This window comes from Mitsuokella sp. UBA4253 (assembly GCF_002395285.1).
Classification (GTDB): Bacteria; Bacillota; Negativicutes; order Selenomonadales; family Selenomonadaceae; genus Mitsuokella; species Mitsuokella jalaludinii.
Genome location: NZ_DGWR01000016.1, coordinates 18,114 through 44,514, shown reverse-complemented (window position 1 = coordinate 44,514; position 26,401 = coordinate 18,114). Strand labels below are relative to the sequence as shown.

The following is a 26,401-nucleotide window of genomic DNA, read 5'->3' as shown; positions in this document are numbered from 1 at the left end:
GATCGAGACGCTAGAAAAAGGAGGATGTCTCATATGGACGAAGCGACAAAACGAAAGACGTATTTCCTGTTGGCGGCGACGACGATCATCTGGGGCATCCAGCCGCTCTGCATCAAGTGGCTCGTGACGACCTGGTCGCCTGTGACGATCACGGCCATGCGCTACTACCTGATTGGCACGACGCTCCTGGCACTCTCCGTCTACCGCGGCGAGCGCCTGCTGCCGCCGCGCAGCTGCCTCCTCGGTCTCTTCTTCATGGGGGTCACGGGCATTGGGCTCAATAATGTCATGCAGTTCACGGGCCTCGCTATCTCGACGGTGACGAACTGCACGCTGATCGCGGCGGCCAGCCCCGCCATCACGGCATTCATGGCGGTCATCTTCGTGCGCGAGCGGCTGAGCCTGCTGGCCTGGGGAGGCATCGTCCTGTCCTTCCTCGGCGCGCTGCTCGTCATCAGCCACGGCTCGCTCAACGTGATCCAGACGATGTCGTTCAATGCAGGCGATATCCTCTTCCTGCTTGCGCAGGTGGCCTGGACGACGTATTCTCTGATTGCCCTGAAGATCATGCGCCGTATGTCTGCGCTCCAGACGACGGGCTGGGCCGGGCTTTTCGGCGCCTTCATCGTGACGGGCTACGGCTTGGTGACGGGGCAGTTCGCGCCCGTCATGCTGACGCCCACGCTCTGGATTGCGTTCTTCTACACGGTCATCTTCGGCGGCGTCATGGCGATGCTCTTCTGGAACATCGGCGTGCACAATGCCGGTGCCAGCGTCACCTCCATCTTCCAGAACATCACGCCAGTCGTCGGCATGATCGGCGGTGTCCTCTGCTTCGGCGAGGTCATCGGCATCATGGAACTGCTCGGCGCAGCGGCCATCTTTGGCGGCGTCTACCTGACGACACATGGCGGCCTTCGGTGAGTCGGCCCTCAGAGAGATTACTAGAAAAGCGGTCAGATGCATGGCGTTTGACCGCTTTTCTTATTGTTTTAGAGGCAAAAAACAATATTTTATAGCAAGATAATTCGCCTTCATAAAGATAGCCCCAAGAAAGCATTGAAAATGCTAAGAAATATAACAAAAGAAAATCATAACATACTCAAGAAAGACAAGAAAGTATAGATGAAATAGTTCGAAAAATATTAATATAGTATATAGATAGAGATGAAGAGCGACTTCATCCACGAGATATCAAATGTATCATCATTCAATATTCAATTGGGAGGGGTTTTCAATGAGTAATCCAGGAGCAGCTCCGGCTGAATCCGGTGCGCATCTGCCTTGGCTGACGCGTATAGCGTACGGTCTCGGTGATACGGCACAGAACGTCGTCTGGGGTGCAATGGGCATCCTGACATTCTTCTACACCGACTACGCGGGCATCGACCCGGCCATGGTCGGTCTGGTCATGTTGATTTCCCGTTGCTTCGATGGTTTCTCCGATGTCATCATGGGCTTCATCGTAGAGCGCACGAATTCCAAATGGGGCAAATCAAGACCGTGGATTCTCTGGATGAGCGTGCCATTCGCTATTTCCATCGTCCTCATCTATACGGTACCACATGGTTCCTCGGCTATGCAGTTTGCATACCTGTTCGTGACCTACAACCTCTGCACGACGGTCTGCTACACGGCACTCAACCTGCCGTACGGCTCGCTGTCCGCGATGATGACGCGCTCCTCGAAAGAGCGTGACATGCTTTCCATCACGCGTATGTGCCTGTCTCCTTGGGGCCGTATCCTTTCCGTCTCGGCTACGCTGCCGCTCGTCAAGATCTTTGGCGACAATCAGATGGCCTGGGTCGAAGTCATGAGCGTATGGGCTGTCGTTGCCCTGCTGCTGCTGCTCTTCTGCTTCTCGAAATGTAAAGAGACGGTCGTCATCGAGGCGCGCAAGAAGGTCGCTAAGGTACCAGTCGGCAAAGCACTCAAGTGCCTGGCCGTCAACAAATACTTCTGGGCTGGCATGATCATCTGGATGATGCAGAACGTCATCTTCACGATCACCGGTACCATCCTGCCGTATTACTGCAAGTACATCTTCATGGATGATTCGCTGTACAGCGGACTGTACCTCTTGGAGACGCTCATCACGATCTTTGTCATGGCCGTCTTCAGCCCGAAACTCCTCAAGCGTTTCGGCAAGCGCAACATGAGCCTTTACGGTGTCATCATCTGCTTCGTCGGTCATGCGATCTTCCTGCTGAACCCGACGGACTTCAACTGGGTCGTCTTCAGCTGCGTCATCCGTGGCATCGGTTTTGCTCCGGTCCAGTCCGTCATCTTCGGCTTCCTCGGCGATGCTGTTGAGTATGGCCAGTGGAAGACCCACATCCGCCAGGAAGGCCTGATCTTCTCCGGCGGTTCCGTCGGCACGAAGGTTGGCTCCGGCCTCACGAGTGCAGCCTTGACGGGCCTGCTCTCCTACGTTGGCTATGTTGCATCTTCTTCGGGTGCAGTCGCTCAGTCTCAGGACGTCATCAACATGATCGTCTCCATCTACGAGTGGGGCCCGATCTTCGTCTGGGCTGTCCTGCTTCTCGTCCTGTTCTTCTACAAGCTCGATAAGGTCTATCCGCAGATCATGCGTGACCTCATCGCTCGTGAAGCAAAAGGCGAGCTCTGATATCTGCTATATGTACAGCCGGCTTGTTCTATGGATGAGCCGGCTTTATGTTTAGAATTTCTTTGTATTTTGGAAGGAGAGGGAATTTATGGAAAAGAACACGCTTGTCACGATCACGCGTCAGTACGGCAGCGGCGGCCGTGAGGTCGCAGACCTCGTGGCGAAGAAGATGGGGGTGCGCCGCTATGACCGCAAAGTCGTGGCCATGGCTGCCGAGAAGCTCGGCGATGAGGCGAACTTCCACGATCTCATTGAGCGCTCGTACAATGCGCCGGACAACTGCCTTGGCAACCTCGGCGACTACGCCTATGAGCGCGTGCCGCAGCACAACCGCATGTACATCGAGCAGGCCAAGGTCATCCTCGAGGTCGCGAAAGAGGACGGCAGCGCTGTATTCCTCGGCCGCTGCGCGGACTACATCCTCAAGGATCAACCCAATACATATTCCTTCTTCATCTACGCGGATGATGATTACCGCCTGGCCCGCGCCAAGACGCACTATGCCGGCCATACGATCAAGGAGCTCGATGCCGAGGATAAGCACCGCGAGCAGTACTATGCTTATTACACGGGTCGCACCTGGGGCGATCCGCAGAACTACGACCTCATGATCAACACGAGCAAGATTTCGCTCGAGGCCGCAGCTGACCTGATCATTTCGTACATCGAACTGCGTCAGAAAAAAGCGGCTGAGGCCTGAGACATCGTTTCACAAAAAATAAACCATCCATACGGATGGTTTATTTTTTGCTGTGTTCAGTTGCGGAAATGCTGCCTGCTCGCATTGGCAATGCGCACGAGCGTCAGCATAACGGGGACTTCCGTCAGCACGCCGACGGTCGTCGCGAGAGCTGCGGGGCTCGTCACGCCGAATAGGGCGATGGCCACGGCAACGGCGAGCTCGAAGAAATTCGAGGCGCCGATGAACCCGGCCGGGGCGGCGATGGCAAAGGGCAGGCGCAGCAGATAGCAAACGCCGTAGGTAAGGAAGAAAATCAGGAAGGTCTGCAGGATGAGCGGCACGGCAATCAGCACGATGTGCAGGGGATTCTCGAGGATGACCTGTGCCTGGGAACTGAAGATGATGACGAGCGTCAAGAGCAGGCCCCAGGTCGTCACGCCGTCGAATTTGTGGACGAAGATCTGGTCAAAGTAGGCCTGCCCCTTGCGGCGGATGACGGAGAGGCGCGTGAGGATGCCGCCAATCAGCGGGATGACGACAAAGAGGACGATGCTCAGGAACAGCACATCATACGGAACGGTGACATGAGAGACGCCGAGCAGGAACTTGACGATTGGCACAAAGGCCACGAGGATGATCAAGTCATTTGTGGCGACCTGGATGACGGTGTAGGCAGGGTTGCCGCGCGTCAGCGTGCTCCAGACAAAGACCATGGCTGTGCAGGGAGCAGCGCCCAGAAGCACCGCTCCGGCCAGGTAAGACGTGGCAAGGTTTTCTGGCAGCATGGCGCGGAAGATGACGAAGAAGAAGAGATAAGCGAGGGCGTACATCGTGAACGGCTTGATGAGCCAGTTGGCGATCCAGGTCACGAAGAGTCCTTTGGGCGCCCTGCTGACGGCCTTGACGCTCTTGAAGTCGACCTTCATCATCATCGGGTAGATCATGAGCCAGATCAGGATGGCGATCGGGATCGAGATGCCGTCAACCTGGAGTGTCGAGAGAAAGGCGGGCACAGACGGCAGGAAATGGCCGATGGCGACGCCGACGATCATGCAGAGCAGGACCCAGACGGTCAGGTAGCGCTGGAAGAAATTGATGCCGCCCGCTTGTTCATGTTGCATAGAAAACACCTCTTGGATAGATAGATAGAAATTTGTAAATCTATAAAAGAAAAAAATACTGCCGTCACTCGCGGCAGCGGCAGTCAGTGGCCAGGTCATCTGTCGGCGTTGTGTGGCCGAGTGCCTGGAGGCAGGCGCCGATTCTGTCGAGCGTCTCGGCCTGGCGTGTGTAGTAGATCCACTTTCCCGCCTTGCGGCTCGTGACGAGTCCTGCGTCGCAGAGGATTTTCATGTGGTGTGAGAGTGTTGGCTGTGAAAGTGCCAGATTTCCGAGCAGCACGCAGGCGCATTGCTCCCCGCTGCCCAGAAGCTCGAGGATATGCAGCCGGTTGGCATCTGCCAGGGCCTTGAGAATCTTGACGGTTTCCATGGAATCCATCGAAAGCACCTCCTGTAGTCATATCGATGTACATCAATGTAATAAGCTCAGTATAGAGCAGGGACAGGGGGTTGTCAAGGCGTCTGACAGGATGCGCTATGATTCTGTGAATCTTATTTTTCTTTTGACTCGATGTGGTAGTATAAAAGATATATGTGAATGGCGTTGCGCATTTGTAGGAGGCGATTTTCTTGATCAAGGCATTATGCTTGATTTATCTGATCTGGGGCATGAATTGGGTCGTCATGAAGACGGCGAATTCGTTCTTCCCGCCCATTACCTTTGTGGCGTACCGATTTTTGTTCGGTGCGGCCGTCCTGTTGTCGGTCTGGCTCTGGCTGCGCTTGCCGCTGCCGAAGAAGAAGTACTGGCCGTGGATTTTTCTCACAGGCATTCTGCAGATGGGACTCAACAACATCGCGGCGCAGACGAGCATGGTGACGCTCGGCGCAGGCATGGTCTCCGTGCTCAATTACAGCATGCCGGTCTTTGCCGCCGTCATGGCGCACTTCCTGCTTGGAGAGAAATTGACATGGCGCAACGGGCTCGGCATTGTTCTGGCCCTTGCCGGCATGGCCGTCCTCATGGATGTGCATGCGGGCGGCGATGTCACGGCCATCTTCATCGGCCTTCTGAGCGCCGTCTTCTGGGGCCTCGCGAGCATCTTCGTCAAGTTCAAGCTGTCGGATGTCAACGCGATTTCCCTGACGACGTGGCAGATGGTCTGTGCATCCTTGACGCTGCTCGTCTACACGACAGCCGTGCCGCAGGGACCGGTCATCTGGAATAAAGAATCCATCCTCTGCCTGCTCTACAACGGCGTGCTCGCTTCCGCTCTGGCATTCTTTCTCTGGAGCTGGATCCTGCAGCACATCGAGGTCAGCAAGGCATCCGTCGCGGTGCTGGCTGTGCCGATCGTCGGCGTCATCGGCGGCATTATCTGCCTCGGCGAACCCATGACGCTGCATATCCTTTTGGGCATGCTCATGATCATGGCCGGCATCTACACCGTTGTCACGCACGAGAGACAGCAAGCATGAAACAGCCCGCTCATATGAGCGGGCTGTTTCACGTTTCTGGCAGAGGGTTCTGGACCCAGTCGCGTCGATACTGGCCAGGCGTCATGCCGACGAGGCGCTTGAAGACGCTCTGGAAGTAATTGGAGTTGTTGTAGCCACAGGAGAGGGCGATGTCCGTGATGCTGCGCCTTGTGGTGATCAGGAGGTTCTGGGCTTCGCCGATGCGCCGGCGGATGATGTATTGCATCGGCGAGTAGCCAATGTGCTCGCGGAAGGCATGTGCGAGATAGTAGGAATTGAAGTTCATGTCCGAGGCGATGGACTTCAGGGTGATCTCCTCGCGGTAATGGGCATCGATATAAGCTTTGACGGTAAGGCCGAGCGAATCTTCCTGTGGGAGTGGCTCCTGCCCGTGGCGTGTCAGTTCTTCGTCGAGTTTGCAGAGTATGACGCAGGTCAACTGGTCGAGTATAGGCACGTCATCGCCTGCTGTGGCCAGATGCGTCAGCGAGCGGAAGAGCGCCTGGACATCCTCGAACTGTGCGCCGAGAGAGAGCTGCGGCGCGTAAAGGTGACCGACCATCTCATTTTTTTGTCGCCCCGGCAGCTGGAAGGCAGAGACTGCAAGGCATGAGGTGGTCAGGTCTCCGTCGATCGTGGTTTCATCGTGCAGGATGCCGGGATCGAAGAATAACACATCGCCCTTCGTCGCGAGATAATGTCCTGTATCGATATTGAAGCTGCCGTGACCGCCTGTCACGAGGATAATCTCGGCGCGGTCTTCGTGTGCGTGCATCGTGCGCGGTAGCTTGCCGTGAGATGCATCGATCTCACAGACGCTCAGGAGCTGGGCCTGCCTTGCGATTGGTTCGCTTTTCCTGGATTTTCGCGGAATGAAATACTGGAGCAAGAGATCACCTCATCGATTAATAAGAATGCAAGGAACGCAAGATAATAGAGTACTTTTGATGGGATTCCCCCTCGGTGCGTCGAGAAGTCCCCGTAGTTTGTCATCTGTGTAGGCGTCACGCTCTTCTGAAAACGACAACAATACGGAGGAAGAATAAGCTGAATCTGGATATAATGATAGACAAAGATACCAATCAACCTCGATGCACCCGAGACTGCACCTCTATTATACCATAAGAAGTGCAAAGAAGCGCAAGATGCTTATCTAGGATGCGGACAGATGAAGATGAACAAGAGAAGGGGAGTATTGACATGAAACTCAGCATGAATGAAGCAACGGCACTCAAATGCAAGGGCACGACGCTCGAACAGGACTTGGCACTCTGCGAGAAGTACGGCTATGACATGATCGAGATCCGTACGATGGACTGTCTCAAGAACTATCTCGCGGTGCACTCCATCGATGAATTGGCCGAGTACTTCGCCACGCATCCTGTCAAGCCGTGGGCGTTCAACACACTCGAGTACTTCAACAACCTGCCGGACGATGACTACAAGGAGACGCTGCGCAAGCTCCGCGAGATGTGCGAGTGGGGCAAGAAGATCGGCTGCAAGACGGTCATCACGGTACCGACGGTCGGCCTCAAGAAGGTCACGCGCCAGGCCATCCGCAAGTCGACACTGGAGTGCCTCAAGGAGATGGGTGAGATCTGCGGCGAAGCGGACATGCGCCTCTCTGTCGAATTCCTCGGCCATCCAGAGGCATCCATCAATGATTTTGGCGAAGCGTATGACATTATCCAGGAACTTGACATGGAGAACGTCGGCTTGACGCTCGACTGCTTCCACTTCCACGGCATGCATTCGAGCCTTGCGGACCTCGCACAGGCAGATGGCAAGAAGATCTTCATCGTCCACCTCAACGACACGGAGGATTTCCAGTACGGCGCCCTGCGCGATGACGACCGCGTCTGGCCGGGTGATGGCTGCATCGACCTCGACGGCATCCTGCAGACGCTCAAGAAGATCGGCTGGGCACAGGACGTCCTGTCGCTTGAGCTCTTCCGCCCAGAGTACTACGCTATGCCAGCAGATGATGTTTATCGCATTGGCAAACAGAAGAGTGAAACGGTGATTGCACGCAATTTTTAAGAAAAGAGGTCTTCTTGAGAATCCCCGCAGCGCCTGTCGTTATCGGACAGAGCGTCATTGTATATAGAGATAAGATGTCGTTAACTGAAGGAAAATTCAATAAGCTTAAGAGAGATTAGAGCAAAAAATGAACATTTTTTAGCAGTTGATGATAATAACATTAGAATTTAACCATGATATCATAAAGAGAGATTAAAGAGAAACGCGCGCGAATCATAAGAAATAATTATTATGTGACGTTTTTATGAGGAGAGATTATCATGGAAAAGGTTAAAGTCGGTATCGCTGGTCTTGGCCGTCTCGGCAAAGTTCATGCCAATAATATTGCCTACAAGATCCCGAATGCGGAGCTTACGGCGGCCTGCTCCATCATGCCAGCAGAGCTGGAGTACGCGCAGAAAGAACTCGGTGTGAAGGACGTCTACACGGATTTTGACGAGATGCTCGCGAAAGCCGATATCGATGCCGTGGCCATCGTCACGACGAGCGGCCTGCACTGCAGCCAGATTGCCAAGGCCCTCGATGCCGGCAAGCACGTCTTCTCGGAGAAGCCGCTCGGCGTCAATGTCGAAGAGTGCAAGCAGGCAGAGGTCGCCGTGGAGCGCCATCCGGAGCTCTCGTTCTTCCTCGGCTTCATGCGCCGCTTCGATCCTTCGTACGCGTATGCAATGGAGAAGATCAAGTCTGGCCTCATCGGTGAGCCGTACATGGTCAAGGCGACGGGCATCGATCCGGAGGCTCTGGTACAGGGAGCCATCCGCTTTGCACCGACGTCTGGTGGCATCTTCATCGACATGGCCATCCATGACATCGACCTCATGCGCTGGTTCCTCGGCGAGGATCCTGTCGAGGTCTACGCATCGGGGGCGACGTTCAAGCATCCGGAATTCAAGGCTGCCGGTGATGATGAGACGGGCGTGGCCATGTACAAGTGCAAGAGCGGTAAGATCGGCTTTGTCCATGTCGGGCGTACAGCACCGTACGGCTACCATGTCGAGACGGAGATTGTCGGCACGGAAGGCACGCTGCGCATCAGCCCTGTCCCGGAGAAGAACCTCTGCATGATCTACGACAAGGACGGCGCAGTCAAGGAGTGCGTCAGCGGTTTCCCGGAGCGCTTTGCTGAGGCATATCTTCTCGAGATGCAGGAATTCATCGACTGCGTTCAGACGGGCCGCAAGCCAGAAGTCAAAGTTTGCGATGGCACGAAATCAACACAGATTGCCTTTGCCACGACGCAGTCGTATAAGGAAGGCAAGCCCGTTGCCATTGCATATTGATTGATTTTGGTCATTCAGATTGAATAAAGAAGGTTCCCAGCCGCGGCGCTTGGTGCTGCAGCTGGCGAATCTGCTTATCTACATGCGACAAAAAGTCGAAATATTAATATCTTGTGGAAAAATCCGCATATGATTTACGATTACAGATTCAGGAGGGGTATTAATGGGTAATCCGGCAAATGCTGCCGCGGAAAATAGCGGCAAATTGTCCTGGCTCACACGTATCGCCTATGGCCTTGGCGATACGGCACAGAACATCGTCTGGGGTGCGATGAGCATCCTGACGTTCTTCTACACCGATTACGCGGGCATTGACCCGGCCATGGTCGGTCTCGTTTTCCTGCTTTCCCGCTGCTTCGACGGTTTTTCGGATATCATCATGGGATTCATTGTCGAGCGCACGAATTCCAAATGGGGCAAGTCGAGACCTTGGATTCTCTGGACGAGTGTGCCGTTTGCGTTATCGATTGTCCTCATATATACCGTACCGCAAGGTTCCTCAGCACTCCAGTTTGCGTATCTGTTCGTCACCTACAACTTCTGCACAACCATCTGCTATACGGCACTCAACCTGCCGTACGGCTCGCTTTCGGCCATGATGACGCGCATTTCGAAAGAGCGTGATATGCTTTCCATCACGCGTATGACGCTCTCGCCGCTCGGCAAGATCCTCGCGGTCTCGGCTACGCTGCCGCTCGTCAAGATGTTTGGCGACAATCAGATGGCCTGGGTCGAGGTCATGAGCATGTGGGCTGTACTCGGACTCCTGCTCCTGCTGTTCTGTTTCTCCCGGTGCAAAGAGACGGTTGTCATTGAAGCGCGCAAGAAAGTCGCAAAGATCCCCGTCGGCAAATCCCTCAAATGCCTGGCGCTCAACAAGTACTTCTGGATGGCGATGACCATTTGGATGATGCAGAACGTCATCTTCTATATCACGGGCACGGTCTTGCCGTACTACTGCAAGTACATCTTTATGGATAGCTCGCTCTACTCGATCTTGTATCTCTTAGAGACTGGCCTGACGATCGGCTTCACGATTGTCTTCTGCCCGGCACTGCTGCGCAAGTTCGGCAAGCGCAATATGAGCCTCATCGGCATCAGCGTTTGCTTTGTCGGCCATCTGATCTATCTCCTCAATCCGCTTGACTTCAACTGGGTCGTCTTCAGCTGCGTCATCCGCGGCATCGGCTTTGCCCCGCTGAACTCCGTCATCTTCGGCTTCCTCGGCGATGTCGTCGAGTACGGACAGTGGAAGTTCCACATCCGCCAGGAAGGCCTGATCTTCTCCGGTGGTTCTGTTGGCACGAAGGTCGGTTCCGGCCTCACGAGTGCAGTCCTCACGGGCCTGCTCTCCTACGCCGGCTATGTCTCCTCGACGACGGCTGCAGCTGTCCAGCCGGACAGCGCCATCCAGATGATTGTTGACCTCTACGAATTCGGTCCGATCTTTGTCTGGGTTGTCCTGCTGCTGATCCTCTGGGCCTACAAGCTCGATAAGCAGTATCCGCAGATCATGCGCGACCTCGTCGCACGTGAAGCGAAGGGCGAACTCTGATTAAGATAAATCCCGGATGCATGTGTGAATGGCACGCGCGTCCAACCCATCCCAATGTTGCCCCGCAGGCATCCCAGCCTGCGGGGACTTTTTTGCCCTGGAGGGATGAAGGTGCAAAAGGCCCGGCAGAGTGCGATGACTCTGTCGGGCCTTTGGTCAGACTGTCCATTTGCGGCGGTATTCGCCCGGTGTCATGCCGAGCGCGCCCTTGAAGACGTTCTGGAAGTAATTGGAGTTGTTGTAGCCGACCTGAGCGGCAATCTGGGTGATTGTCATGTCTGTGTTGATCAAGAGGTTTTGAGCCTCGCCGATGCGGCGCAGGATGACGTACTTCATCGGTGAGAGGCCAATCTCTGCCTTGAAGAGGTGAGAGAGGTAATAGGCATTCGTATGTGTGGCAGCGGCGATGTCACCGAGGCGGATGTTCTCTTTGTAGTTCTTGTCGATGAAGGCGCGGGCTTTTGCCGCGAGCGTCGGCGTCTGCTGGCGCTGTTTTACACCTTCTTCGCGCAGGAGCGCTGTGAGCTTGGCGGCAAGTGCCATGGTGAGATAGTTGGCAATCTCAGCGTGTGCTTTTGCCTCCTGCTCGATGGCTGCGAAGAGGTTCAGGATCTCGGAGAAGTGCTGCTTCGTTGGCTGAATGGGGCAGTATCCGTCCGGCAGCAGATGATCGACGGGCAGTCCCTCGATGCGGAGCCCGTTGATCGCGATGCAGTAGGTTGCCAGGTTGCTGCCACTGCCACCGAATTCGTCGTGGACGGTATGGCTGTTGTAAAAGATCAGGTCGCCCTTCTGCGCCGTGTAGCGCTGTCCGTCAATCATGTAGATGCCCGCACCCTGCGTGATGAGCACGACTTCACAGAGATAATCATGCTCGTGCATGCTTCGCGGCATATGCGAGGCATCTGCTCCGACGTGACAGACGTATTCGAGACGCGGCGTGGAGTTCTTGCAGAAGGTAGAACGATAGCGGTGATTGGGAAAATACTGAAGCAACAAACTCCCCTCCTGACAGAGTGCATATATCAAATAGATCGTAACATAATCATTCTGCATCATGTATCTGGTTCTATTTTAGCAGAGTGCACATATATGTGCAAATATTTTATCATGAATTTATCAAGAATAAATCAATATATAACATATACTTATAACAAAAAGGACCCCGGGGAAGGGGCCCTTTGATTTGGTATGGAACCATGCGGCAGGGGGTGCCGCACGGAGAGGAACGAAGGAATAAATGATTGGGTTCAGGATCGGTAGAAGATGATGTTGAATCAGAGACCGTACTGGGCGCGGATCTCTGCAATCTTGACCGGGCGATGCTCTTCGACCGACTTCTTGGCAGCGAGGCCAATGAGGACCGGCTGCAGGCCGTCGTTTGCATTGACCGGGGTCGGCGTGTCATTGACGATCGCTTCGACGAACTGATTAACTTCGTTTGCATAAGCCATCATGTAGCGCTCGAGGAAGAAGAACATCGGCTTCTCGGCGATGACGCCGTCCTTGCAGCTGTAGACTGCATTGGAATCCGAATCGTTGGAGATGGCGACGCAGCCCTTTGTGCCGAAGACTTCAGCGCGCTGGTCATAGCCATAGCAAGCGGCACGGCAGTTGTCGATGACAGCCGTAGCGCCATTGTCGAGCTTCAGCGTGATGATGGCCGTATCGATGTCGCCAGCCTTGCCGATTTCCGGATCGACGGTGACAGAGCCCTCTGCATATACTTCCTCGACTTCTGCGCCGGAGAGATAGCGGACCATATCGAAATCATGAATCGTCATGTCGAGGAAGATACCGCCGGAAATCTTTACGTAATCGATGGAAGGCGGTTCCGGATCACGGGACGTGATCTTGATGATCTGCTGCTTGCCGACTTTTCCGGCGACGACAGCATCGCGGATAGCCTTGAAGTTGTGGTCAAAGCGGCGGTTGAAGCCGACCTGGTATTTCTTACCCGTCTCTTTGACGACGTCGAGAACTTCCTTGATCTTATTGACATCATGGTCAATCGGTTTCTCACAGAAGACGTGCTTGCCGGCACGCAGTGCTTCGATGGAGAGCGGGGAATGCTGGTCCGTGGAAGCGCAGATCAGGACGGCTTCAATCTCAGGATCGTTGAGGATCTCATGGTAATCTTTCGTCGTCTTCTCGATGCCGAGGGACTTTGCCCAAGCTTCCGTCTTCTCGTTCATGAACGGATCAGCAATCGTCTTGACCGTTGCGTTCTTGACGAACTTCGAGATGCTCTCGCCATGTACATGACCGATACGGCCTGCACCGATAATACCAACTTTAATCATTGTGATAACCGCCTTTCTCTGACTGCTATTGAACAATTTTTTGTTATCTATATTGTTCTTCTTGATTAACTTTATGTTTATTATAGCATGAAGTGCACCGTGTATTCTTCGTTTTTTTGGTGTAATTTTTTGAAAAGTACAGGGATGATTCAAGCGGGACGGAGGTGTGTGGAAACAGGACTATAAAATCTTGCTGTCATGATGGCGGGAATACGAATTGATGTGGTATTGATGGGAATTGATGGGGCTTGATAGAAATTGGAAGAAGCAGACATATCAAAAGAGGCTGCCGATACGGCAGCCTCTTTTATGCGGGGGATTATGGGGGAATCAGAGCGTGGAGTCAACCCAGTCGCCTTCGTAGGCGCGGCGGTAGAGCTCGACGACCTCGTCCTTCGTGTATTTGCGCGGGCTCGTCAGGGCGCAGGCGTCCTTGAGGGCGTTGCCTGCCATGAGCTCGAAGTCCTCTGGCTTTACGCCGAGTTCCTTGAGCGTCTGCGGGATACCGACTTCGCGGCTCAGGCGGCGGATGGCATTGATGCCCTTGTCGGCTGCTTCGTTGGTGCTGAGGCCGTCGATGACCTCACCCATCGCGCGGGCGATGTCGCGGAAGCGGTTGAGGTTGCTGATGAGGTTGAACTCGCAGACGTACGGCAGCAGGATGGCGTTGCAGACGCCGTGCGGCAGGTTGTAGAAGCCGCCGAGCTGATGCGCCATGGCGTGGACGTAGCCGAGGGAGGCATTGTTGAACGCGATGCCGGCGAGGTACTGGCCGTAGGCCATCTTGTCGCGGGCGTAGAGGTAATCGCCGTTGGCGACAGCCTTCGGCAGGTATTTCTGGATCATGTTGATGGCCTGCAGCGCGGCGGCATCCGTCAGCGGATTGGCTGCAGAGGAGACGTATGCCTCGATGGCGTGCGTCAGAGCGTCCATGCCCGTGGCGGCCGTGAGGCGCGGGGGCATGCCCTTCATGAGGACGGGGTCGTTGATGGCGATCTGCGGCGTGACGCGCCAGTCGAGGATGGCCATCTTGACCTTGCGGCGCGTGTCCGTGATGATACAGAAACGCGTGATCTCGGAGGCCGTGCCAGCCGTTGTGTTGATGGCCATCAGCGGCACCATCTTGTTCTTGGAGATGTCGATGCCCTCGTAGTCGTAGATCTCGCCGCCGTTGGCCGCAATGAGGCCGATGGCCTTCGCGCAGTCGTGCGAAGAACCGCCGCCGAGAGAGATGATGGAGTCGCAGCCCTGCTCCTTGAAGGCCGCCACGCCAGCCACGACGTTCTTGTCTGTCGGGTTCGGTTCAGCGCCGCCGAAGATGTACGTCGGCAGGCCTTCATCCTCGAGAATCTTCTTGACCTGGTCAGCCATGCCGGACTTCGCGAGGAAAGCGTCCGTGACGATCATCGGATGCGTGCCGTCTAGGCTCTTCATGAGCTTGCCAGCTTCATTGACAGCACCTTCACCAAAGACATTGCGGGTCGGCAGGAAATAATACGTTAACGACATGGGAAGACCTCCTTACAGAATTCTTGTTCTTATCCATTTCTTTCTTGATTTGATGTCTTTATTATAGTATGAAATTGAATATAAGTATAATACTAGATGTTTTATTTAAGACATAATCTAAAATATATGATAAAATAGAGATATATCATGAATACTGTGCATGTATTTCTTACATATCAAAGGATACTGCCATTTTAGCGATTTTGTTCTAAAAATCACATATATCATGATTTGCAAAATTACTTATTGATTTCATAGGATAATTCTTATATTAGGAGGAATTCGCTTGGAGATCCGTCATTTTCATTATATCCGGACCATTTATGAGATGGGCTCTATCTCGCGTGCGGCAGAGAAACTCTATATCTCGCAGCCATCGCTCTCGCAGCTCTTGAAGAGTGTCGAAAAAAAGGTTGGTGCGCCGCTCTTCGATCGTAGCTTGAAGCCGCTGCGCCCGACGACCATCGGGCAGAAGTACTTGGAGACGGCACAGCAGATCATGGAGCTTGACACAGAGTTCCGCCGCTATGTCGAGGATGAGCTCGGCTGCGCGCAGGGGAACCTCGTCGTCGGCAGTTCGCCGTTCCGCAGTACGTACTTCCTCGCGGCATTCCTGCCGAAATTCCAGGCGGAATATCCGGGAATCCGCCTGCAGCTGGCGGAGCACACCTCGAAGCGCTTGGAGGAATCGGTGCTCTCTGGTGATGTCGACCTCATCATCGCGACACAGCCGGTCGATGAGGATGCCTTCTCGTTTGCAGAGCTCTATTCGGAGGAGATGGTTCTCGTCCTGCCGGCCAATCATGAGCTGTCCAAGAAGTACCATCTGCCGCAGGACTGCCATGGCACGCTGCCGCTCCTGCCCATCGGTCTCCTGAAAGACACGCCGTTCATTCAGATGCACAGCGAGCAGAAGCTCCATCAACAGCTTCTCTCACTGTGCGCGGAAGCCGGCTTTGTCCCGCAGATCTACTTGCAGACACGCAGCATGGAGACGGCCCTGACACTGGCGTCTGCGGGCCTCGGCGCGACGCTGCTGCCGATGACGCTCCTGCGCGCCTTCCAGCCGGAGACGCGACCGTGTTATGCGGCGCTGCCGACGCGCCCACGCCGCCATGCACTCGTCGCCTGGCGCAAAAAGGCGTATTTGTCGCATGCGGCGCGCGCCTTTATTGACTTGCTCGTCAATTACTGCCGCGACAAAGGCGATCGCGTATAGATAAAATGCCCAGGCATGATGCCTGGGCTTTTCTATGTGAGGATAGCCGATTCCGGCCGTTTATTTTACAGCGACGCAGTGCTTGGCGTCGATTTCCTGGACTTTCTTGACGCGGCGGCGGTATTTCTCGGCCGTCAGAGGATCGGTGTGCATCCAGGTCTTGACGATTTCCATGGCGATGGCCGGGCCGATGATCTTGCCGCCGAGGCAGAGGACGTTGCTGTCGTTATGCTGGCGGGCGAGGGCGGCACAGAACGGATCCTGGCAGACGACGGCGAAGATGCCGCGCAGCTTGTTGGCGATCATCGCGCTGCCGTAGCCGACGCCGTCGACAAAGATGCCGCGGTCGCATTCACCCTTTGCGACGGAGAGTGCAGCCGGGTAGACGAAGTCCGACAGGTCACAGGACTCTTCGTCGTACGTGCCGAAATCCTTGACTTCATGGCCTTCGCTCTCAAGATACGCCTTGATCTCGTTCTTGAGTTTCGTGCCGGCATGGTCATTTGCCATTGCAATCTTCATGATGATTCCTCCTGTTCATCGGTTCAAAGCTCTTCTTTCTTCCATTATTATAGCAGATGATGGCAGATGGAGGCAGGGCCGGACAACAAAAAAGGCTTTCGATTTCTCGAAAGCCTGATGTTCCAGATGGAGCTGATTATAGGACTTGAACCTACGACCTGCTCATTACGAATGAGCTGCTCTACCAACTGAGCTAAATCAGCAAAATATGGAGCTGATTATAGGACTTGAACCTACGACCTGCTCATTACGAATGAGCTGCTCTACCAACTGAGCTAAATCAGCATCTGTCGCTTGTCGCAACTGACAAGATATAGTATATCGATATCGCGCCTGTCTGTCAATCTTTTTTTTGCGATTCCGCAAAATTTTTTTTGAGGAGGTGGAATCTGCCTGAAATTCATGCGTTTTTAATTGGCAGGCGGATTCTACATCCGTATAATAGTAGTTAGCAAAGTACACTATTTTACGATAGGATGGTGTTGGAGTATGAAGAGATTGTGGCGGGCCTGCCTTGTGCTCGTGGCGGCCGTCTGTATCTGGTCGGGCGGTATGAGTCCTGCTGAAGCGGCGCCTCAGGTCATCGAGGCGACGGGCGTCTACATCATGGGCGACAACGATTCGCCGAAGATCGCGCGCGATGCGGCGCGGCAGGAGGCCATGCGCGCCGCTGTCGAGAAGGCCGGCGTTTACGTCGAGAGTTATTCGCGCACCAAGAACATGCAGCTGACAGAGGATGACGTCAAGATGATCTCTGGCGCCGTGCTCAAGGTCATTAAGGAGGATTCCGTGCCGGAACTTTCGGGCAAGACATGGAAGTACACCGTCAACCTGACGGCAGAGGTCGACACGGACAACATCGACTTCAAGGCCATGCTGGCCAAGAAGGACGAGATCGAGAAATTGCAGCAGGAGCGCGACGCCCTCAAGAAGCAGAACGAGGAGCTCCTGCAGCAGTACCAGAAGGCCAACGGCCAGGAGAAGAAGAAACTCGGCACGCGACTCGAGACGAGCTATGACTATGGCAAGATCTTTGACCGCAGCATGGGCCATATCCAGCGCAGCGAGTACACGAAGGCCGTCGACGAGCTGACGACGCTCATCGAGGACCGGACGGTGACGGGCAATCCGCGCGCCTATGCCTACTACCTGCGCGGGCGCGCCTACTACGGCCTCAACCGCCCGCACGACGCCCTTGAGGATTTCAGCGCGGCTAACGCGACGCAGCACGACAACACGACGTACCCAATCTGGCGCTGTCATCAGTACGAAGGCCTCATCTACTACGACGAGGGACGCTACGACGACGCCGTGCGCGAGCTCGAGATTGCCTGGAACTATTCCGATAAGCAAGACCAGGCGCTCGCCAACGACCTGCGCACCGCGCGTCTCGCTGCCGAGCGCGCCAAGAACCCGCCGCCACAGCAGCCGGCCGAGCAAGGTTCCGGCAGTTCAAGCGGCCGCATCGACTGGACGAAGATCCTCACTGACATCATCATCCACTCGATGGACAAGGGTTGATAGGCTTGATTTCCCGTCATCAGACGGGAAATTTTTTTGCTTGACAGATACCCCCTCGTGGTATAAGATAATATACCGTTAGGGGGTATATTCGTGGAATCATGTGAAGATAAGAAATGTCAGGCGGCCGCTATGGCTGAGGCGAGTGCAGAGCAGCACACCTGCAGCGGTTGCGTCAAGCACAAGCACCGCGACAAGGACAGCAAGGAATACAAGTGCCTCGTCTCGCGCCTGCGGCGCATCGAGGGACAGGTCCGCGGCGTCTGCAAGATGGTCGAGGATGACCGCTACTGCGTCGACATCCTCACGCAGGTCAGCGCCATCCAGTCGGCGCTCAATGCGTTCAACAAGGAACTGCTCGCACAGCACATCAAGTCGTGCGTAGTCGACGACATCCGCGCCGGTCACGATGAGGTAGTCGATGAGCTCGTTGCGACGCTCCAGAAGGTCATGAAATGACCCGTCGTTTCCCAATAGCCACCAAGGAGGCTGAAATCCAAGATGAAGAAACAACAATTCACGATCACGGGCATGACATGCTCGGCCTGCTCGGCCCGTGTGGAGAAGGCCGTCACGAAGGTTGACGGCACGAAAGATGTCAGCGTCAATCTGCTGACGAACAGCATGCAGCTCGAATACGATGAGCAAAAGACGAGTGTGCCGGCCATCATCAAGGCCGTCGTCGATGCTGGTTATGGCGCCTCGGTCAAAGGCAAGCAGGCAGCGGCCAAGGCCGCTCCGCAGGAGGACCCTGTCAAGAAGAGCATCGCTGAGATGAAGCACCGCCTCGTCTGGTCGATCGCCTTCCTGTTGCCGACGATGTACATCTCGATGCACGGCCTCTTTGAGAAGCTCTTCGGGCTGCCTGTGCCGCAGATTGTCGGCGCGGTCTTTGACGGTCCGCAGAATGCCATTGTATTTGCGTTCTCGCAGTTCTTGCTCGTGCTGCCGATCATGTACCTCAATCGCCGCTACTACATTGCGGGCTTCCGCAATCTCTTCCGCGGCGCGCCGAACATGGACAGCCTCGTCGGCATGGGTTCGATGGCGGCAGCGCTCTTCGGCGCCTTCGCCATCTTCCGCATGGGCTGGGGCTTCGGCCACGGCGACATGGCGCTCGTTCAGGAGTACAGCACGAATCTCTACTTTGAGTCGGCTGGCATGATCGTCACCTTGATTACCGTCGGCAAGTACCTCGAGGCGCGCGCGAAAGGGCAGACGAGCAAGGCGCTCGAGAAGCTCATGGACCTCGCACCGAAACAGGCATGCGTCGTGCGCGGCGGCGTGGAGCAGACCATTCCGGCTGAGGAACTTGTGGCGGGCGACGAGATCGTCGTGCGCCCGGGTGAGCGCATCCCGGCAGATGGTGTCGTGCTTTCTGGCACGACAAGCGTCGATGAGTCGGCCATCACGGGTGAGCCGATTCCCGTCGAGAAACAGGCGGGCGACAAGGTCACTTCGGCCACAATCAACAAGCAGGGATCCATCCATTTCAGCGCGGAGCGCGTCGGCGAGGACACGACGATCAGCCAGATCATCCGCCTCGTCGACGAGGCGAGTGCCTCGAAGGCACCGATTGCGCGCATGGCTGACAAGATTGCTGGCGTCTTTGTGCCAGCGGTCATCGCGATTGCCGTCATTGCGGGCGGCATCTGGCTGGCCATGGGCGCGAGCGTCGAGTTCGCCTTCTCGATTGCCATCTGCATCCTCGTCATCTCGTGCCCGTGCGCGCTCGGCCTCGCGACGCCGGTCGCCATCATGGTCGGCACGGGCAAGGGCGCGGAGAACGGCATCCTCATCAAGTCGGGCGAGGCGCTCGAGATCGCGCAGTCCGTCGACACGGTCGTCATGGACAAGACCGGCACGATCACGGAGGGCCGCCCCGAGGTCACCGTCATTGTGACGGCTGATGGCGTTGCCGAACAGCAGCTGCTCTCGCTCGCGGCCGGCCTTGAGCAGGGCAGCGAGCACCCGCTGGCCGAAGCCGTGATGACGGCAGCCAAGGCAAAGGGCATCGCACCCCAGGCGATGACGGACTTCCGGGCACTCTTTGGCCGCGGCGTTGAAGCAAAAGCCGACGGACATGCGTATGCAGCCGGCAATGCCAAGCTCATGGAGGAGAAAGGCGTTGACCTCAAGGCATATGAAGCCCAGCTCGCCGCCTTCGCTGATGACGGCTGTACGCCGCTGATCTTTGCCGAAGACGACCGCGTGATCGGCATCCTCGCCGCTGCTGACGTGGAGAAGGCGACGAGCCGCGAGGCCATCGCGCGCTTCCACGAGATGGGCATCGAGGTCGTCATGCTGACGGGCGACAATGCGCGCACGGCAGAGGCCATCCGCCGCCGCATGGGCATCGAGAAGGTCATTGCCGGTGTCCTGCCGGAGAACAAGGCGGCGCACATCAAGAAGCTCCAGTCGGAGGGCCACAGGGTCGCGATGATCGGCGACGGCATCAATGATGCGCCGGCGCTTGCGCAGGCCGACCTTGGCATCGCCATCGGCGCTGGCACGGACGTTGCCATCGAGAGCGCCGATGCCGTGCTCATGAAGAGCGACCTTCTCGATGCCGTCAGTGCGATACGCCTTTCCAAGGCCGTGCTGAAAAACATCAAGGAGAACCTCTTCTGGGCGCTCATCTACAACGTCATCTGCATCCCGCTCGCCGCAGGCATCCTCTACCCGGCCTTCGGTATCAAGCTCTCGCCGGTCATCGGCGCTGCAGCTATGAGCATGTCGAGCGTCTGCGTCGTCATGAATGCCCTGCGCCTGCGCTTCTTCAAGCCAGACCACGGGGCAGAAATATCAGCAGAGCAGACGGCAGCAGCCGTTTCATCTGATAGAAAGGATCACGAGGCCGCCGACTCGGCAGCCGCACAACCTGTACAGGAGAAAGAAGCGATAAGAATGGAAAAGACACTGAAGATCGAGGGCATGATGTGTGCCCATTGCCAGAAACACGTTCACGATGCACTCGCCAAGATGGACGGCGTCACGGATGTCACCGTCGACCTCGAGGGCGGCAAGGCCGATGTCAAGGCAACGCACGACATCCCAGAGGCCGACTTCCGCAAAGTCATCGAGGATGCTGGCTATGAGCTCGTAGGCTGAGTCTCATTCACAGGCTTGAAAAGGGGCAGCGCAAGGCGCTGCTCCTTTTTGCTGTATGCTATAATAGGATGTGTATGTTGAGGTATGGAGGGGAATGCGGATGAAACGAGGGGAACGCATCTATTCGTATATCGAGGAGAAGTCGGAGGCCTGGCCAGAGGAAATGCTCAAAGGGCGCGTTGGCTTTGGGGCGCAGGAGATTGCGGAGGCGCTCGGCATCCTGCGCAACAATGTCTCGAAGGAACTCAACGCGCTGCAGCGCCAGGGCAGGATCGTGAAGTTCTCGGGGCGGCCGGTGCTCTACTTTGACAGGGCTTGCCTGGAGTCGGCACTCGGCGTGACGCTCGGCGAGTGCCAGTTCGACGATGTCGAGGCCATCTGCCAGTCGAAGAAGCCGCAGGAGCCCGAGAATCCCTTCGCGCGGCTCATCGGCGCGGACAGGAGCCTGAGGCGCCAAGTCGAGCAGGCAAAGGCGGCTATTCTCTACCCGCCCGACGGCCTGCACACCTTGATCGTCGGCCAGACGGGCGTCGGCAAGACGCTCTTCGCGCACATGATGTTCGAGTACGGCAAGGTCATGCACCGCTTCGCGGAGGAGGCGCCGTTTGTGACGTTCAACTGTGCCGACTACTACAACAACCCGCAACTTCTGATCTCGCATATCTTCGGCTACGTGAAGGGCGCGTTCACGGGTGCGGAGCAGTCGAAGGCGGGCCTCGTCGAGGAGGCAGACGGCGGCGTGCTGTTCCTCGATGAGATCCACCGCCTGCCGCCTGAGGGGCAGGAGATGATCTTCTACTTCATGGATACGGGCACGTTCAACCGGCTCGGCGAGACGCAGCGCAGCCGCAGGGCCAAAGTCCTGATCATCGGGGCGACGACGGAGGACCCCGACTCCGCGCTGACGAAGACCTTCGTGCGCCGCATCCCGAACATCATGAAGATACCGCCGCTCGCGGAGCGCAGCACGGACGAGAAGCTCGACATCATCAAGCTGATGTTCCAGGATGAGGCGCAGCGCGTCAAGAAGCCGATCCGCGTGGGCGTCGAGACAATAAAGGCTCTCGTCGGTAGCATCGGCAGCGGCAATGCCGGCCAGCTCAAGTCGAACATCAAGCTGCTCTGCGCGCAGGCCTTCCTCAACGGCATTGACAGCCCGGAGGGCATCGAGGTCGACTTCAAGATGCTGCCGCAGCAGATCCGGAGCGGCCTCTTGACGCTCTCGGCCAACCGCCAGGCCTTGACGGAGGTCACGAAAGCTCTCGGCAGCGACTCGTGCATCATCGTGCCGCCGGGGCCGGATTTCCCGCTGACGGACGGCGTGAGCGGCGCGGAGTTCAATCTCTATCAGGTCGTCGAGGCGAAAGTCGAGCTCCTCAAGGGAGAGGGCATCAGCAGCGACCTCATCAAGCAGATCCTCGCGGCGGATGTCAATGTCTACGTGCGCAATCTCTACAACAAGAAAGCTTCGGTCAACATGACGACGCGCGAGCGCCTGCTGAAGATCGTCGACGCCTCGCTCGTCGACTTCGCGGAGCAGGTGGCGCTCTACGTGCAGAAGCGCATGAATGCGAGCTATCACGACCGCTTCCTCTACGCCTTCAGCCTGCACCTCTCGGCCTTTCTCAAGCGGGTCAAGTCGAAGGATGCGGCGCACAAAGAGCTCGAGGGCACTGTGCCGCAGGACTCGCTCTGCCTCGAGGTGGCGACCGAGATCGGCAGCCTCATCGAGAAGCATTACCGCATCGAGGTGCCGCGCGTCGAGATCGAGTACATCGCCCTGCTGTTGGAATCGTCGCAGGAGGATGACCGCGACGATCGCGTCGTCCTCGTCGTCGCGACGCATGGCCAGAGCACGGCGACCTCGATGGTCGAAGTCGCGCAGCGCTTGTTCGGCACGACGGATGTCAGCGTGCTGGCCGTCGACATGCCGCTCGAGGTCCGTCCGCAGGCCGTGCTCGACAAGATGGCGGCCATGTTGCAGTCCGTGCCTTGCCTCAAGGGCGTCCTGATACTCGCGGACATGGGCTCGCTCTGTAATCTCGGCCCAAGCCTGGAGAAGCGCCTCGATGTGCCCGTGCGCACGATCGACATGGTCTCGACGCCGCTGATCCTCGAGGCCATGCGCAAGGCGGAGCTCGCGGGCATGGACCTCGACGGTCTCTACGACTCGCTCGCGAGCTTCCACGGCTACGAGGCGCGCGACGTCACGCAGGATACGGAGCTCGAGAAGGTGACGGACGACGGCCGCGTCGTCGTGACCATCTGCTCGACGGGGCAGGGCACGGCGCTCAAGCTCAAGTCGCTCGTCGAGGAGATCCTGCGCGGCGCGGGCCAGCCTTTGCCCGTCATTCCCGTCGGCATCGTCAAGCTCGAGGAGCATCTGCGCGAGATCGCAGAGGGCCATCGCATCGTGGCGGCCGTCGGCGTCAAGAAGCCCGCAATGCGCATCCCGTTCATCTCCTTGGAGGCCATCATCGACGGCGAGGGCGAGGCTGCGCTCTTGGAACTCGTCACGGGCAGCCGCAGCACCTCACCTCACCGTCAGGGCAGCCGCGTCGTCCAGAGTCTCTGCTCAGAATCCCTCTGCAAGTTCCTGACGTATCTCAACCCCGAGAAGGTCATGCCGCTCCTCATGGAGTTCGACGAGCGGCTCGAGGCAGGGCGCAGGGAGCCGCTGGCCAATCCCCTGCGCATCCGGCTACTCGTCCACTGCGGCTGTGCGCTCGAGCGCTGCGTCATGCGCAAGCCTCTCCACTACGGCGGCAATCCGTCAGAGCTCCGCACCGAGAAGGTCGAGGCACTGAAGGAGGCCGCAGAGGTCTTTTCGGAGAAGCTGCACCTGACACTAGCTGCAGACGAGTATTATTTCATGGCCGAGATGATCTGATACACTGACGGCCATGATTCCTGATACAGATGATAGTGTATTTCTTTTAGGGTGGCGAGAGGCGATACTGTATCAGGATGATGGGTGATAGCGCGATAGAGTATTATCTAGCAAGTGTGATAGTATTATTTCATCATTGTTGAACGCAAAGAGATGCGAGAATGATGACCTGTGTATCCATATTGGTTTGATACACAAAGTTGGCACGCATCTTGCATTGTATTAGGGTATAGGTAAGGTAGTATCAGAAGGGGGTTATCCAATGTTTGCGATTATCGTTGGTACACATGGTCTTTTTGCAGAGGAACTCGTGCGCTCGTGCGAGATGATCTGCGGTGAGCAGAAGAATGTCCGCGCTGTCACGCTCGTGCCGGGCGAGGGGCCGGATGATGTCGTCAAGAAGTACGAGGAAGCCATCAAGGAGCTTGACTGCTCGGGCGGCGTGCTCTTCCTCAACGACCTCTTCGGCGGCAGCCCGTACAATGCAGCCTGCCGTCTCGTCATCGCCAATGAGGCGTACGGCATCGTGACGGGTGTCAACCTGCCGATGCTCATCGAGATGTGCAGCGCGCAGATGATGGACGAAGGCCTGAGCATTCAGGAACTCATGGATAAAGCGGCAGAAGCTGGCAAGAGCGGCATGCAGTTCTTCCACGCGAGCCAGATTGCTGTCGACGATGACGACGAGGATGATGATCTCTTATGAAGATTGTATTGGCACGGATCGATGACCGCCTGATTCACGGCCAAGTCGCCACCGTTTGGTCGAAGGCGACAGATTGCCAGCGCATCATCGTCTGTGACGACGAAGTCGCCAAGGACAAGATCCGCGCAGTGCTCTTGAAGCAGCTTGCACCAGCGGGTGTCAAGAGCCATGTCGTCGACCTCGCGAAGGCGGTGCGCATCTACCGCAATCCGAAGTATGAGAATGACCGTTGCCTGCTGCTCTTCACGAATCCCACGAGCGTCTTGTACCTCGTCGAGCACGGCGTGCCGATCAAGAGTGTCAACATCGGCGGCATGAGCTTCTACGAGGGCAAGCATCAGGTCACGAGCGCCGTCTCGGTCGATGACAAGGACGTCGCCGCCTTCAAGAAGCTCCACGAGCTGGGCATCGAGCTGGAGATCCGCAAAGTCGATACGGACGAGAAGCGAGATCTCATGGCCGTCCTCAAATGATGCGTGTATCGTGTCCTGAAACAAAATCCACGATCTGCAACGCCTTTTCCGCGAGGAGAAGGCGTTGTTTTGCATGAAACCCTTTACATTTTTGGACGAATTCCGTAAAATAAAGAAAGATAATATATAAGAAGTACATTATCAGGTCATTTGGTTATCCTGCGGCATGGGCCAACGGGATGATTGGGATAAGTATGGAACTGATGGAATAGGAGAGATGTTCCCATGATCAAAAAAGCGATTGCTGTAATGACATCTGGCGGCGACAGCCCGGGCATGAATGCTGCGGCGCGTGCCGTTGTCCGTACGGCACTCTACGAGGGTGTAAAAGTCTATGGCATCAACAACGGCTATCAGGGCATGCTCGATGACGACATCGAGGAGCTCACGAGCCGCAGCGTCAGCGATCTCATCCAGCGCGGCGGCACGTTCCTCGGAACGGCCCGCTGCCCGGAATTCAAGACGCCGGAAGGCCGCCGCAAGGGCTTTGAGAACCTCGTGAAGCGTGGGATCGAAGGCCTCGTCATCATCGGCGGTGACGGCAGCCTGACGGGCGGCTCGCTGCTCTCGAAAGAGACGGGCCTGCCGATTGTCGGCCTGCCGGGCACGATCGACAACGACGTCTGGGGCATGGACTACACGATCGGCTGCGATACGGCTGCGAACACGATCGTCGATGCAATCAACAAGCTGCGCGACACGGCTTCGGCACATCGCCGCATCATGCTCGTCGAGGTCATGGGCCGCAACTCCGGCTGGCTGGCCATGATGTCCGGCATCGCGGGCGGCGCTGAGTTCGTCCTCGTACCGGAGGTCAAGTTCAACATCGACTCGATGTGCGAAGAGATCAAGGCAATGTACGACGCAGGCAAGCGTTACAGCATCATCGTCGTGGCGGAAGGCGCCGGCTCGGCCATCGAGATCGGCAAGGCCGTAGAGGAGAAGACGGGTATCGACACGCGCGTCTCGGTCCTCGGCCACATCCAGCGCGGCGGCTCGCCGACGGTGGAAGACCGCATGAAGGCATCGATGCTCGGCGAGAAGGCTGCTCTGGCCATCATCTCGGGCGCATCGGATATCGTCTTCGGCTTCAACGAAGGCAAGGTCGTAGGTGTCAACCTCTTCGAGGCCGTCAACAACACGAAGACCCTGAACCCAGAACTCGTGCGCCTCGCACGCGTGCTGGCCTGATAGAGTCTGGCAATCAAGACAGAATAAAAAGAGCTGCTACCCAAGCGAGTTGGGTAGCAGCTTTTTTTGCTGATTGGCATATGCTCACATCTTGTCATTGAAGGCAAGGAGGCATGTGTCGGAGCATGCAAGACGGGGATGACCGGGCAACGCTGCGCGATGACCGGCTGCTGAATCTATTTTTTCCCTTTTAATGCAGCCTGAGGAAAGAGCTAAACGCGCTGCGCTTG

The 26,401-nt window shown here is 56.5% G+C and carries 22 protein-coding genes and 2 tRNA genes; 15 read left to right on the top strand and 9 right to left on the bottom strand.

Annotated elements, in window-relative coordinates; translation table 11 throughout:
• Positions 1 to 33 precede the first annotated feature (33 nt).
• The 3 genes from B2X55_RS08960 to B2X55_RS08950 all read left to right on the top strand — a co-directional run bounded on the left by B2X55_RS08960 (position 34) and on the right by B2X55_RS08950 (position 3,329).
• The gene (locus B2X55_RS08960; RefSeq protein ID WP_226868311.1) at positions 34 to 924 is read left to right on the top strand and encodes a DMT family transporter; all 891 of its coding nucleotides are present in this window, start codon (positions 34 to 36) and stop codon (positions 922 to 924) included.
• Between the two features lie 313 nt (positions 925 to 1,237).
• Positions 1,238 to 2,629: an MFS transporter gene (locus B2X55_RS08955; protein WP_286821831.1), complete on the top strand. Its 1,392-nt coding sequence runs from the start codon at positions 1,238 to 1,240 to the stop codon at positions 2,627 to 2,629.
• 88 nt (positions 2,630 to 2,717) lie between these two features.
• Positions 2,718 to 3,329, top strand: a complete 612-nt coding sequence (locus B2X55_RS08950) for an AAA family ATPase (RefSeq protein WP_270527964.1) — start codon at positions 2,718 to 2,720, stop codon at positions 3,327 to 3,329.
• A gap of 56 nt (positions 3,330 to 3,385) precedes the next feature.
• Here the strand turns inward: B2X55_RS08950 and arsB are convergent, their stop codons facing one another.
• Together arsB and B2X55_RS08940 are read right to left on the bottom strand one after the other, a co-directional pair.
• Complete coding sequence (gene arsB, locus B2X55_RS08945; protein WP_286821830.1) at positions 3,386 to 4,432, bottom strand: ACR3 family arsenite efflux transporter; 1,047 nt, start codon at positions 4,430 to 4,432, stop codon at positions 3,386 to 3,388.
• Between the two features lie 64 nt (positions 4,433 to 4,496).
• Positions 4,497 to 4,811, bottom strand: coding sequence for an ArsR/SmtB family transcription factor (locus B2X55_RS08940; RefSeq protein ID WP_055161128.1), 315 nt, complete (start codon positions 4,809 to 4,811; stop codon positions 4,497 to 4,499).
• A gap of 191 nt (positions 4,812 to 5,002) precedes the next feature.
• On the opposite strand from B2X55_RS08940, the gene B2X55_RS08935 reads away from it, so the two are divergent.
• Positions 5,003 to 5,851: a DMT family transporter gene (locus B2X55_RS08935; protein ID WP_286821827.1), complete on the top strand. Its 849-nt coding sequence runs from the start codon at positions 5,003 to 5,005 to the stop codon at positions 5,849 to 5,851.
• A gap of 28 nt (positions 5,852 to 5,879) precedes the next feature.
• Here the strand turns inward: B2X55_RS08935 and B2X55_RS08930 are convergent, their stop codons facing one another.
• Positions 5,880 to 6,740 carry a helix-turn-helix transcriptional regulator gene (locus tag B2X55_RS08930; RefSeq protein ID WP_286821826.1) on the bottom strand — a complete coding sequence of 287 codons (861 nt, stop codon included), beginning with the start codon at positions 6,738 to 6,740 and terminating at the stop codon, positions 5,880 to 5,882.
• Between the two features lie 311 nt (positions 6,741 to 7,051).
• Between B2X55_RS08930 and B2X55_RS08925 the strand changes: the two genes are divergently transcribed.
• The 3 genes from B2X55_RS08925 (at position 7,052) to B2X55_RS08915 (ending at position 10,726) form a co-directional block, all read left to right on the top strand.
• Entirely contained in the window at positions 7,052 to 7,891 is an 840-nt protein-coding gene (locus B2X55_RS08925) for a sugar phosphate isomerase/epimerase family protein (RefSeq protein WP_286821825.1), read from the top strand.
• Between the two features lie 260 nt (positions 7,892 to 8,151).
• Positions 8,152 to 9,171, top strand: coding sequence for a Gfo/Idh/MocA family protein (locus B2X55_RS08920; protein WP_286821824.1), 1,020 nt, complete (start codon positions 8,152 to 8,154; stop codon positions 9,169 to 9,171).
• Between the two features lie 163 nt (positions 9,172 to 9,334).
• Positions 9,335 to 10,726 (top strand): MFS transporter, encoded by a 1,392-nt coding sequence (locus B2X55_RS08915; RefSeq protein ID WP_286821823.1) that lies wholly within the window; start codon positions 9,335 to 9,337, stop codon positions 10,724 to 10,726.
• Positions 10,727 to 10,882: 156 nt separating this feature from the next.
• Here B2X55_RS08915 and B2X55_RS08910 read toward each other — a convergent pair whose 3' ends face one another.
• The 3 genes from B2X55_RS08910 to B2X55_RS08900 form a co-directional block, all read right to left on the bottom strand.
• Positions 10,883 to 11,722, bottom strand: a complete 840-nt coding sequence (locus B2X55_RS08910; protein WP_036378838.1) for a helix-turn-helix transcriptional regulator — start codon at positions 11,720 to 11,722, stop codon at positions 10,883 to 10,885.
• Between the two features lie 281 nt (positions 11,723 to 12,003).
• Positions 12,004 to 13,029: an inositol 2-dehydrogenase gene (gene iolG / locus B2X55_RS08905; RefSeq protein WP_226868500.1), complete on the bottom strand. Its 1,026-nt coding sequence runs from the start codon at positions 13,027 to 13,029 to the stop codon at positions 12,004 to 12,006.
• A gap of 330 nt (positions 13,030 to 13,359) precedes the next feature.
• Positions 13,360 to 14,538, bottom strand: coding sequence for an iron-containing alcohol dehydrogenase (locus tag B2X55_RS08900; protein WP_286821822.1), 1,179 nt, complete (start codon positions 14,536 to 14,538; stop codon positions 13,360 to 13,362).
• Positions 14,539 to 14,824: 286 nt separating this feature from the next.
• Between B2X55_RS08900 and B2X55_RS08895 the strand changes: the two genes are divergently transcribed.
• Positions 14,825 to 15,757 (top strand): LysR family transcriptional regulator, encoded by a 933-nt coding sequence (locus B2X55_RS08895; protein WP_055162573.1) that lies wholly within the window; start codon positions 14,825 to 14,827, stop codon positions 15,755 to 15,757.
• Between the two features lie 60 nt (positions 15,758 to 15,817).
• Here the strand turns inward: B2X55_RS08895 and B2X55_RS08890 are convergent, their stop codons facing one another.
• From B2X55_RS08890 to B2X55_RS08880, 3 genes are all read right to left on the bottom strand, one after another.
• The gene (locus B2X55_RS08890) at positions 15,818 to 16,279 is read right to left on the bottom strand and encodes an RpiB/LacA/LacB family sugar-phosphate isomerase (RefSeq protein WP_270527955.1); all 462 of its coding nucleotides are present in this window, start codon (positions 16,277 to 16,279) and stop codon (positions 15,818 to 15,820) included.
• A gap of 127 nt (positions 16,280 to 16,406) precedes the next feature.
• Positions 16,407 to 16,482: transfer RNA gene (locus B2X55_RS08885), tRNA-Thr, on the bottom strand.
• A gap of 6 nt (positions 16,483 to 16,488) precedes the next feature.
• A tRNA-Thr gene (locus B2X55_RS08880) sits at positions 16,489 to 16,564 on the bottom strand.
• 204 nt (positions 16,565 to 16,768) lie between these two features.
• On the opposite strand from B2X55_RS08880, the gene B2X55_RS08875 reads away from it, so the two are divergent.
• From B2X55_RS08875 to pfkA, 7 genes are all read left to right on the top strand, one after another.
• Positions 16,769 to 17,800, top strand: coding sequence for a hypothetical protein (locus B2X55_RS08875; RefSeq protein WP_286821821.1), 1,032 nt, complete (start codon positions 16,769 to 16,771; stop codon positions 17,798 to 17,800).
• A gap of 93 nt (positions 17,801 to 17,893) precedes the next feature.
• On the top strand, positions 17,894 to 18,259 hold the full coding sequence (locus tag B2X55_RS08870) for a metal-sensing transcriptional repressor (protein WP_278742975.1): 366 nt from the start codon (positions 17,894 to 17,896) through the stop codon (positions 18,257 to 18,259).
• 42 nt (positions 18,260 to 18,301) lie between these two features.
• On the top strand, positions 18,302 to 20,911 hold the full coding sequence (locus B2X55_RS08865) for a heavy metal translocating P-type ATPase (RefSeq protein ID WP_286821819.1): 2,610 nt from the start codon (positions 18,302 to 18,304) through the stop codon (positions 20,909 to 20,911).
• A gap of 100 nt (positions 20,912 to 21,011) precedes the next feature.
• Positions 21,012 to 23,801 (top strand): sigma-54-dependent transcriptional regulator, encoded by a 2,790-nt coding sequence (locus B2X55_RS08860; protein ID WP_286821818.1) that lies wholly within the window; start codon positions 21,012 to 21,014, stop codon positions 23,799 to 23,801.
• A gap of 262 nt (positions 23,802 to 24,063) precedes the next feature.
• Positions 24,064 to 24,507 carry a PTS sugar transporter subunit IIA gene (locus B2X55_RS08855; RefSeq protein WP_036378373.1) on the top strand — a complete coding sequence of 148 codons (444 nt, stop codon included), beginning with the start codon at positions 24,064 to 24,066 and terminating at the stop codon, positions 24,505 to 24,507.
• Positions 24,504 to 24,980: a mannose/fructose/sorbose PTS transporter subunit IIB gene (locus B2X55_RS08850; RefSeq protein ID WP_055162588.1), complete on the top strand. Its 477-nt coding sequence runs from the start codon at positions 24,504 to 24,506 to the stop codon at positions 24,978 to 24,980. The genes B2X55_RS08855 and B2X55_RS08850 overlap by 4 nt, the downstream gene beginning before the upstream one ends.
• A gap of 225 nt (positions 24,981 to 25,205) precedes the next feature.
• Positions 25,206 to 26,171 carry a 6-phosphofructokinase gene (pfkA, locus tag B2X55_RS08845; protein ID WP_036378375.1) on the top strand — a complete coding sequence of 322 codons (966 nt, stop codon included), beginning with the start codon at positions 25,206 to 25,208 and terminating at the stop codon, positions 26,169 to 26,171.
• Positions 26,172 to 26,401: the final 230 nt, after the last annotated feature.

Excerpts from the sequence above, each read along its gene's own strand:
- B2X55_RS08940 (WP_055161128.1), bottom strand. The coding sequence starts at position 4,811 with ATGGATTCCATGGAAACCGTCAAGATTCTCAAGGCCCTGGCAGATGCC.
- B2X55_RS08925 (WP_286821825.1), top strand. The coding sequence starts at position 7,052 with ATGAAACTCAGCATGAATGAAGCAACGGCACTCAAATGCAAGGGCACG.
- B2X55_RS08900 (WP_286821822.1), bottom strand. The coding sequence starts at position 14,538 with ATGTCGTTAACGTATTATTTCCTGCCGACCCGCAATGTCTTTGGTGAA.
- B2X55_RS08955 (WP_286821831.1), top strand. The coding sequence starts at position 1,238 with ATGAGTAATCCAGGAGCAGCTCCGGCTGAATCCGGTGCGCATCTGCCT.
- arsB (WP_286821830.1), bottom strand. The coding sequence starts at position 4,432 with ATGCAACATGAACAAGCGGGCGGCATCAATTTCTTCCAGCGCTACCTG.
- B2X55_RS08850 (WP_055162588.1), top strand. The coding sequence starts at position 24,504 with ATGAAGATTGTATTGGCACGGATCGATGACCGCCTGATTCACGGCCAA.
- B2X55_RS08920 (WP_286821824.1), top strand. The coding sequence starts at position 8,152 with ATGGAAAAGGTTAAAGTCGGTATCGCTGGTCTTGGCCGTCTCGGCAAA.
- B2X55_RS08860 (WP_286821818.1), top strand. The coding sequence starts at position 21,012 with ATGAAACGAGGGGAACGCATCTATTCGTATATCGAGGAGAAGTCGGAG.
- B2X55_RS08960 (WP_226868311.1), top strand. The coding sequence starts at position 34 with ATGGACGAAGCGACAAAACGAAAGACGTATTTCCTGTTGGCGGCGACG.
- B2X55_RS08875 (WP_286821821.1), top strand. The coding sequence starts at position 16,769 with ATGAAGAGATTGTGGCGGGCCTGCCTTGTGCTCGTGGCGGCCGTCTGT.
- iolG (WP_226868500.1), bottom strand. The coding sequence starts at position 13,029 with ATGATTAAAGTTGGTATTATCGGTGCAGGCCGTATCGGTCATGTACAT.
- B2X55_RS08950 (WP_270527964.1), top strand. The coding sequence starts at position 2,718 with ATGGAAAAGAACACGCTTGTCACGATCACGCGTCAGTACGGCAGCGGC.
- B2X55_RS08865 (WP_286821819.1), top strand. The coding sequence starts at position 18,302 with ATGAAGAAACAACAATTCACGATCACGGGCATGACATGCTCGGCCTGC.
- B2X55_RS08890 (WP_270527955.1), bottom strand. The coding sequence starts at position 16,279 with ATGAAGATTGCAATGGCAAATGACCATGCCGGCACGAAACTCAAGAAC.
- pfkA (WP_036378375.1), top strand. The coding sequence starts at position 25,206 with ATGATCAAAAAAGCGATTGCTGTAATGACATCTGGCGGCGACAGCCCG.
- B2X55_RS08915 (WP_286821823.1), top strand. The coding sequence starts at position 9,335 with ATGGGTAATCCGGCAAATGCTGCCGCGGAAAATAGCGGCAAATTGTCC.
- B2X55_RS08855 (WP_036378373.1), top strand. The coding sequence starts at position 24,064 with ATGTTTGCGATTATCGTTGGTACACATGGTCTTTTTGCAGAGGAACTC.